This is a genomic window from Bacillus cereus (assembly GCF_002567495.1).
Lineage (GTDB): Bacteria > Bacillota > Bacilli > Bacillales > Bacillaceae_G > Bacillus_A > Bacillus_A cereus_AQ.
On record NZ_NVAP01000020.1, the window covers coordinates 36,553 to 42,876 of the forward strand.

A 6,324-nucleotide genomic window follows, 5' to 3' on the forward strand; every position below is an offset into this window, starting at 1 on the left:
ACACCCCGTAAAAACCTTAAGAATTCTTAAGGTTTTAAAAAAAGCTTATGGAACCTGTAGTTCCATAAGCTTTCTATCTAATTGGATGTTCAACAATAAAGGACATCCAGCCGTCTTTATATTTTGCATATATGTTACCATGATGAAGTTCAACAATTCTTTTTGAGATAGCAAGTCCTAGCCCATTTCCCCGGTCATCTTTTCTTTCCTTGTCCCCCCTGAAAAACCTTTCAAACAATTTATTTGGATCGCTAACAGGCGGTCTCTCGACTTTATTTGATACTTTCAAAATTGCTTTGTTATCCATTAATTCAAGACATACGGATAATTCGGATGGTTTTATGCTGTACTTTATCGCATTCATAAAGAGATTTTCATATACACGTACCATTTTTTCTACATCTATGAAGATAGGTATTGTTTCTTCCGTGATAGATTTTTGAACGATTAAACTTTCCTTTTCAATTATAGGAATGTATTCTCCAACTATTTGCTCTAACAAACCTGATAAATCAACTTCATTAAGGTTTAACTTAGCATCTATGCCCGATAAACGAGTATATTCAAACAGCTCATCAATTAAATATTTCAGTCTCTTTGACTTTGAATAAGTGGTTTCAAGGTATTCCTGTAATTGTGTGTTACTGTTGTATTGCCCTCTTTTTAATAAATCTATATAGCCAATAATAGATGTTAGTGGGGTGCGTAAGTCATGAGATACATTGGTTATAAGTTCATTCTTTGTACGTTCCAATTGCCTTTCCTGTTCAAATGTATGCTCCAATTCCTTAGACATATAATTTATATTTTGAGCAAGTTGGGTCAATTCGTCCTTCCCATTAATCCCAATTGTCAAACCCAGTTTTCCATTGGCAATATCATTCACATTATCCGAAATGAGCTTCAAATATACTATTTTCTTTCGAACCAATATCAAAAAAATTATTATAAAGTTACAGATTGCTAACGCAAATAAGAACATCAATGCCAAATTGGCTTCAAACATACCAAAATCTGCGTGTTTTATAAATAATGGATCTATGACGTATTGCAAAATGAGGATTGTTAAACCAAATGAAATAAAAAAACTAACTGCAACAGCACCAAGAAGTTTTATAATTATTTTATTTCTAAAGCTAACACTCTTCATATTTTATACCCAATTCCCCAAACAGTTTTAATATAAATGGGATGTTTAGAAACCTCTTCAATTTTGTCTCTTATTTTTGTAATATGCACCATAACTGTATTATCTGATTTATAAAAAACTTCTTTCCAAACTGCTTCATATATTTTTGCTACACTCAGGACACTCCCTTTGTTACGGGCAAGTAGTTCGAGAATAGCAAACTCTTTTGGCGTTAACCTTGTTTGCTTTCCTCTTACCCATACTTGACGTGTATCTGTATTCACAGTTAAGTCACCAATTTCTAGAATGTTTTTCTTATGTTCTATTGACGTATTATATTTTTTAAACCTTCTTAATTGGGACTTTATCCTAGCGATTAATTCCAATGGGTTAAACGGCTTTGATAAATAATCGTCTGCACCAGAGGCTAGACCCTGAATTTTGTCTATATCCTCAGATTTTGCAGATAGCATGATGATAGGTATATTGCGGTCTTCCCTAATCTTCATACACGCTTCAATACCATTCATATTAGGCATCATAATATCTAAAATAATCAAATCAAACTCCTTTTCTTCTAACAGTTGTAAAGCTTCCATAGCATCTTCAGCTTTTTGAGTTTTCAGACCTTCATTTTCCAAATAAACAGAGATAAGATTTCTAATCTCTTTATCATCATCGACAATAAGAATTTTTGACTCCATATGATTCCTCCATATTTTTTCTCGCATTAAACAGCTAAGGACATAAGCAGGTGAGACATTTGTATCTTGTTTTTTTCTTAAGCTTGCAAACGGAAGCAAGAAATAACGTAATGTATATACGTAATATCGTTCTCCCTAATATATTGTTCAATATTTACTACTGATCCATATACAATTAATAAGTTCCTTTTTTCTTTAAATTTTGCTCATAGTAAAAAAATAAAATTCCTTATTATTTTCCACTAATAAAATAATTGTCTTGAGATTTCTTCTTTTAATTAATTTTTCTGTGAATACACCTATACTCAGTCCATATTTGACGATGTAATTTACTTTCTTCAAATCAATTCCTTGAATTATTTTGCCGCCAAGAAACCTTGAACTTGGAATGGCTGTACCAATTGATTTTTAGTGCATTATATACAGAAATAAGATGATATAATAAAAATGAAATAAACACCCTACTTATTTTTAAGGCAAGTAAGTAGATTATATTTCATTAGTTTAAAGCTATGTACAAAAAATAACCCCTAGGGGTTATTTTTTGTACATAGCTTTATTTTTCAAATTCTTTAAAAGTATCTTTTAAATCCTTATCTGTTATTTTTATATCTGCTTTCTTGAATAAATCTTTAAAGAATTGTTGTTGCCATTGTTGATCTTGTGAACGCTTCTGTTCTAGTTCCTTACGAATAGTATCTTTTTCTTGATCAAAAGGTTTTAACTCTTTTTTCTCTGTTAATTTAATAATATGGTAACCATGAGAAGATTTTATTGGATCACTTACTTGTCCAGCTTCTAATTTATAAGCAGCTTCTTCAAATTTAGAATCCATTTCACCTGGACCAAAATCAGGTAATTCTCCACCCTGTTCTTTTGAACCAGGATCTTCTGAATATTGTTTTGCTAATGCTGCAAAATCTTCTCCATTATTTAATTTTTCTTTTATTTCTTTCGCTGTTTTTTCATCTTTTACTAAAATATGACTTGCCTTTAATTTTGGTTTATAGTAATCTTTCATTTCCTTTTCCGTAACTGAAGCTTTAACAGCTTTTTCAAAGGCTATTTGCGTTTTTATTTTTGTTTTAAGATCATCTTCATCTTTAGCACCAGCTTGTGTTAAATAGGATTTAAAATTATCGCCCATTTGTTTTTTTAATTCTTCAACTTTTTTCTTTGCTTCATCATCTGAAACTTTATATTTATCTAATAAAATCTTGTCTAACATTACTTGTTGTAAAACAGGTTTTCCTGCTGTCTCTTTTAACTTTTTATTAAATTCTTCTTGTGTTAAATTTCCTGATTTAGATGTAACAAGAGTATCTGAATTACCACATGCGGATAATAATAAAATACTGCTCATTGCAGCACCTATAAAAATGTTTCGTTTATTCAATATTTTATACCTCATTCTATAAGTTAATTTATAGTCTAGTATATTTTATTTTCTAAATAAAATAAAATATTTATACGATATAGATTTTGTTTATTTTCATTGAATATGTCATATAGATTCAATGAAAACAACGGTAAGAAAGCCTTGTAAGATCAATTAGGTATTGATAAATCTGTTTAATTTTATTAGTGCGTCAAATGACGGACTTTTGTTGTAGGAGGAAATGTTAGCTAAGTAAGGAGTACCGTCGCCTATCAAGCTAACATTTTAATAAATGCTCATTTCTTTTGATGTTTCGATTTTTCTTCAATAGGAATTTGCATATTCATAATTATCTGTCCCTTTGGATAAAACAGATTTAATTCATGTAAATCTGTTTCAATTACTTTACATGATCTAAACTGTAAATCATTTCTCTCTATATAGTCTGTAATTTTTGTATATATTTGACGTCTTACTTCATCCATATGCTCCTCTGTACATACGTAATCAACACAAAGATAATTACCTGCAGGTATACTAAGAATATCAACATGCTCTATCTCTGTATCATTCAAAACAGGATAATAAACTGATAGTCCCAGATCATCATTGAATACATTCTTAATAGGACACATTGTTATAAATTGTTCTTGAAAAAATTCACCTTTCTTAAAAATAGAACGGAATTTATCAAAAAAGGATTTTACACTATTAAAATCCTCTCCTTTGATGTGATAATATTTTCTTTCCTCAAAATAGACACTCTGAATTTCATTGAAGTTTCTACTTCTATTTTGAAGGAGATCAAGGAGCCTAGTAATTTTCTTTTGCATTTCCATAAATCGATAAATTTCAGTTTCAATATCATCTTTTTTGTTCTGTAAGATATTTATATTGTTTATTATATTTCTCTTATTTAGTACTAAATCAATTTCTTCAATTGAAAAACCTATATCTTTACAAAACAAGATTTGGCTAATTCTCTGTAGGTCTTCATTTCCATAAAGTCTATAGTTATTTTTCCCTACCTTTGGTTGAACTAATCCTTTTTCTTCATAGAATCGAAGTGTTTCTTTCGTTGTATTAAAAATCTTAATTACATCACTTTTAGTTAACTTATAGCTATCCATCTAATTATATTGCCTCCTATTAAGGAATAATATTAACACTATAAACCATGTGGTTACTGCATAGTCAATAAATAAAAAGAAATTCTTTTTACACCAAAAATGATTGTTTAATGAACTTTATTTATATCTATCAAAACCGACTGAAGTATGTTTAAAATCCAGTCCCAAAACTCATTATCCAAAGCAAAGTATCATAACAAACATCAAATACCGTTTATAGAACCTTCTTAAAGTACAGGGAATCGATTGATTTATGTCTAAATTGTATCTAAACGTACAATTTTCTTGAAATGATATGGTGACTCCATTACCATCAAGCTAAGAAATGCAATTACCTCAAAACGAAAAAATGAGCATTTTGTTACAAGTGAGTACAAAATTTCGTTCTAGGGATACTATAAAATTTTAGCTTGATAGCGCTGTGGTGCTATCCCTTATTACAGAAGCGTTATAAAGAGGTTTAATCGGATGGCAATGAAGCGATAAAGAATAATTGTATTGGGAATTGTGCCGTCAGTTTTACTGATAGCCTTTTTAAATAGTTTCATTACCTGTTCTGCTTTGCTATCTACGTGTTCTAGCATACATTATTTTGTTCTTCTAATGCTTCTGAGAGTAATTGCAGAGCATCCCAGTAATTATCCATTGCCTGTTTTATCTTTTCTTGCTCGAAGCCAATTCATCTCCCACGTATTCACTGGGCTGTGATCCTTCACGCTCCTTGAAGAAGGAGTCTTCTTGGCTAAAACGATAAAGTATGTATAATTGCATATTTTATATTTGATTATCACGTTATATTTATCTGTGTTTTATTACTATTTTCATCGCAAGGAAGGAATGAAGATTTTTGAAAGAAAAAGAAGCGAAAAACACAGACAACAAAGGGAAAATAGGTATTATACTATTTCTTGTCATTGTACCAACTCTGATCATATCTTCCTTACTAAATTATTTTCATGTAATGTATATTGAAGGTACAGTAACTGATAAATATATAAAAAAAGTTGGAAAATCGGATAAATTTTATATCGTCGTCCAACAAAATAACGGTACAGAAAAGGTTATTGAAAATACAAATAGTATTCTCATGATGAAATTTAATTCGGCAGATATACAAGCAAATGTTAAAACAGGAGAAAAATACAAGTTAACTTTACGGGGGTATAGAGTCCCCATTTTATCTTTGTTCCCTAATATAGATGAGGCAACAAGAGATTAAAATTTAAATTAATATTTTGCATAAGTGCGTTTCACAATTTTCACCACATAAAATACGCTATTCTTTCTTNNAGAAAGAATAGCGTATTTTTTGCATTTAAAGGATATTTTGCTTTGTTAGCTGATAGCAATGTGACTGTCCTCCTACTTAGGAGAACTACTTGGATTCACTAAAGAGTACATTGAACAAAAATGTTACTCCAAGATTTTTCGTTAAACTAAAAGCAAGTTCAAATATAGGATCATATTTATTATTTTCTATTGTATTAATCGTTTGTCTTGAAACTCGACATAATTTAGGTAAATACATTTCTATTATTTATTTTACCACTTGTACAGATGCTGGTTTCCATCCCTGATTCTCTACCCAATCAATATTAACCTTATATTTTTTATTACTTTGCTTATCTCGTACATTACCGTAGGCTTTATTATTACCATTATTTCCAATAAAGTCGAAAATCAATTGGCTCTCTGGAACATCAACAGCATAAGAGATTGCTTTTTTCATCTCACTCCAATCTACTGTTCCTTCTTTAAATTTCATTTCAGGTTTTGCTCCTTGCTCTGTACCAATTGGCTTCCATGAAGGATTAGTTTGAGAATCCTTTTCTTGAGATACCGTTTTTTCTTCCTCTTTATTATCATTTCCGTTCGTTTTTACCGATTTTTCTATTTTTTGTTTCCCTTCTAACTGTGCTGCTTCTTTATCTCCACTTTTATTTTCTTCTATCTTTGTTGCTTCTTTATCTTCAGTTTTCTTCT

7 protein-coding genes are annotated in these 6,324 nt (G+C 30.1%); 1 reads left to right on the forward strand and 6 read right to left on the reverse strand.

What is annotated here, in order from left to right:
- Positions 1–73 precede the first annotated feature (73 nt).
- The 4 genes from COK05_RS09320 to COK05_RS09340 form a co-directional block, all read right to left on the reverse strand.
- Complete coding sequence (locus COK05_RS09320) at positions 74–1,150, reverse strand: HAMP domain-containing sensor histidine kinase (protein ID WP_098612351.1); 1,077 nt, start codon at positions 1,148–1,150, stop codon at positions 74–76.
- Positions 1,147–1,833, reverse strand: coding sequence for a response regulator transcription factor (locus tag COK05_RS09325; protein WP_098612352.1), 687 nt, complete (start codon positions 1,831–1,833; stop codon positions 1,147–1,149). The genes COK05_RS09320 and COK05_RS09325 overlap by 4 nt, the downstream gene beginning before the upstream one ends.
- A gap of 556 nt (positions 1,834–2,389) precedes the next feature.
- Positions 2,390–3,229 carry a peptidylprolyl isomerase gene (locus tag COK05_RS09335; protein WP_098612353.1) on the reverse strand — a complete coding sequence of 280 codons (840 nt, stop codon included), beginning with the start codon at positions 3,227–3,229 and terminating at the stop codon, positions 2,390–2,392.
- Between the two features lie 278 nt (positions 3,230–3,507).
- The gene (locus COK05_RS09340; RefSeq protein ID WP_098612354.1) at positions 3,508–4,341 is read right to left on the reverse strand and encodes a MerR family transcriptional regulator; all 834 of its coding nucleotides are present in this window, start codon (positions 4,339–4,341) and stop codon (positions 3,508–3,510) included.
- 847 nt (positions 4,342–5,188) lie between these two features.
- Here COK05_RS09340 and COK05_RS09345 point away from each other — a divergent pair.
- Entirely contained in the window at positions 5,189–5,560 is a 372-nt protein-coding gene (locus tag COK05_RS09345; RefSeq protein WP_098612355.1) for a hypothetical protein, read from the forward strand.
- Between the two features lie 156 nt (positions 5,561–5,716).
- Here COK05_RS09345 and COK05_RS32050 read toward each other — a convergent pair whose 3' ends face one another.
- Positions 5,717–5,869, reverse strand: a complete 153-nt coding sequence (locus COK05_RS32050; RefSeq protein ID WP_369680717.1) for a helix-turn-helix transcriptional regulator — start codon at positions 5,867–5,869, stop codon at positions 5,717–5,719.
- 9 nt (positions 5,870–5,878) lie between these two features.
- Positions 5,879–6,324 (reverse strand): YrrS family protein (locus COK05_RS09350; protein ID WP_141538973.1); only part of this gene is annotated, 446 nt, incomplete at its 5' end.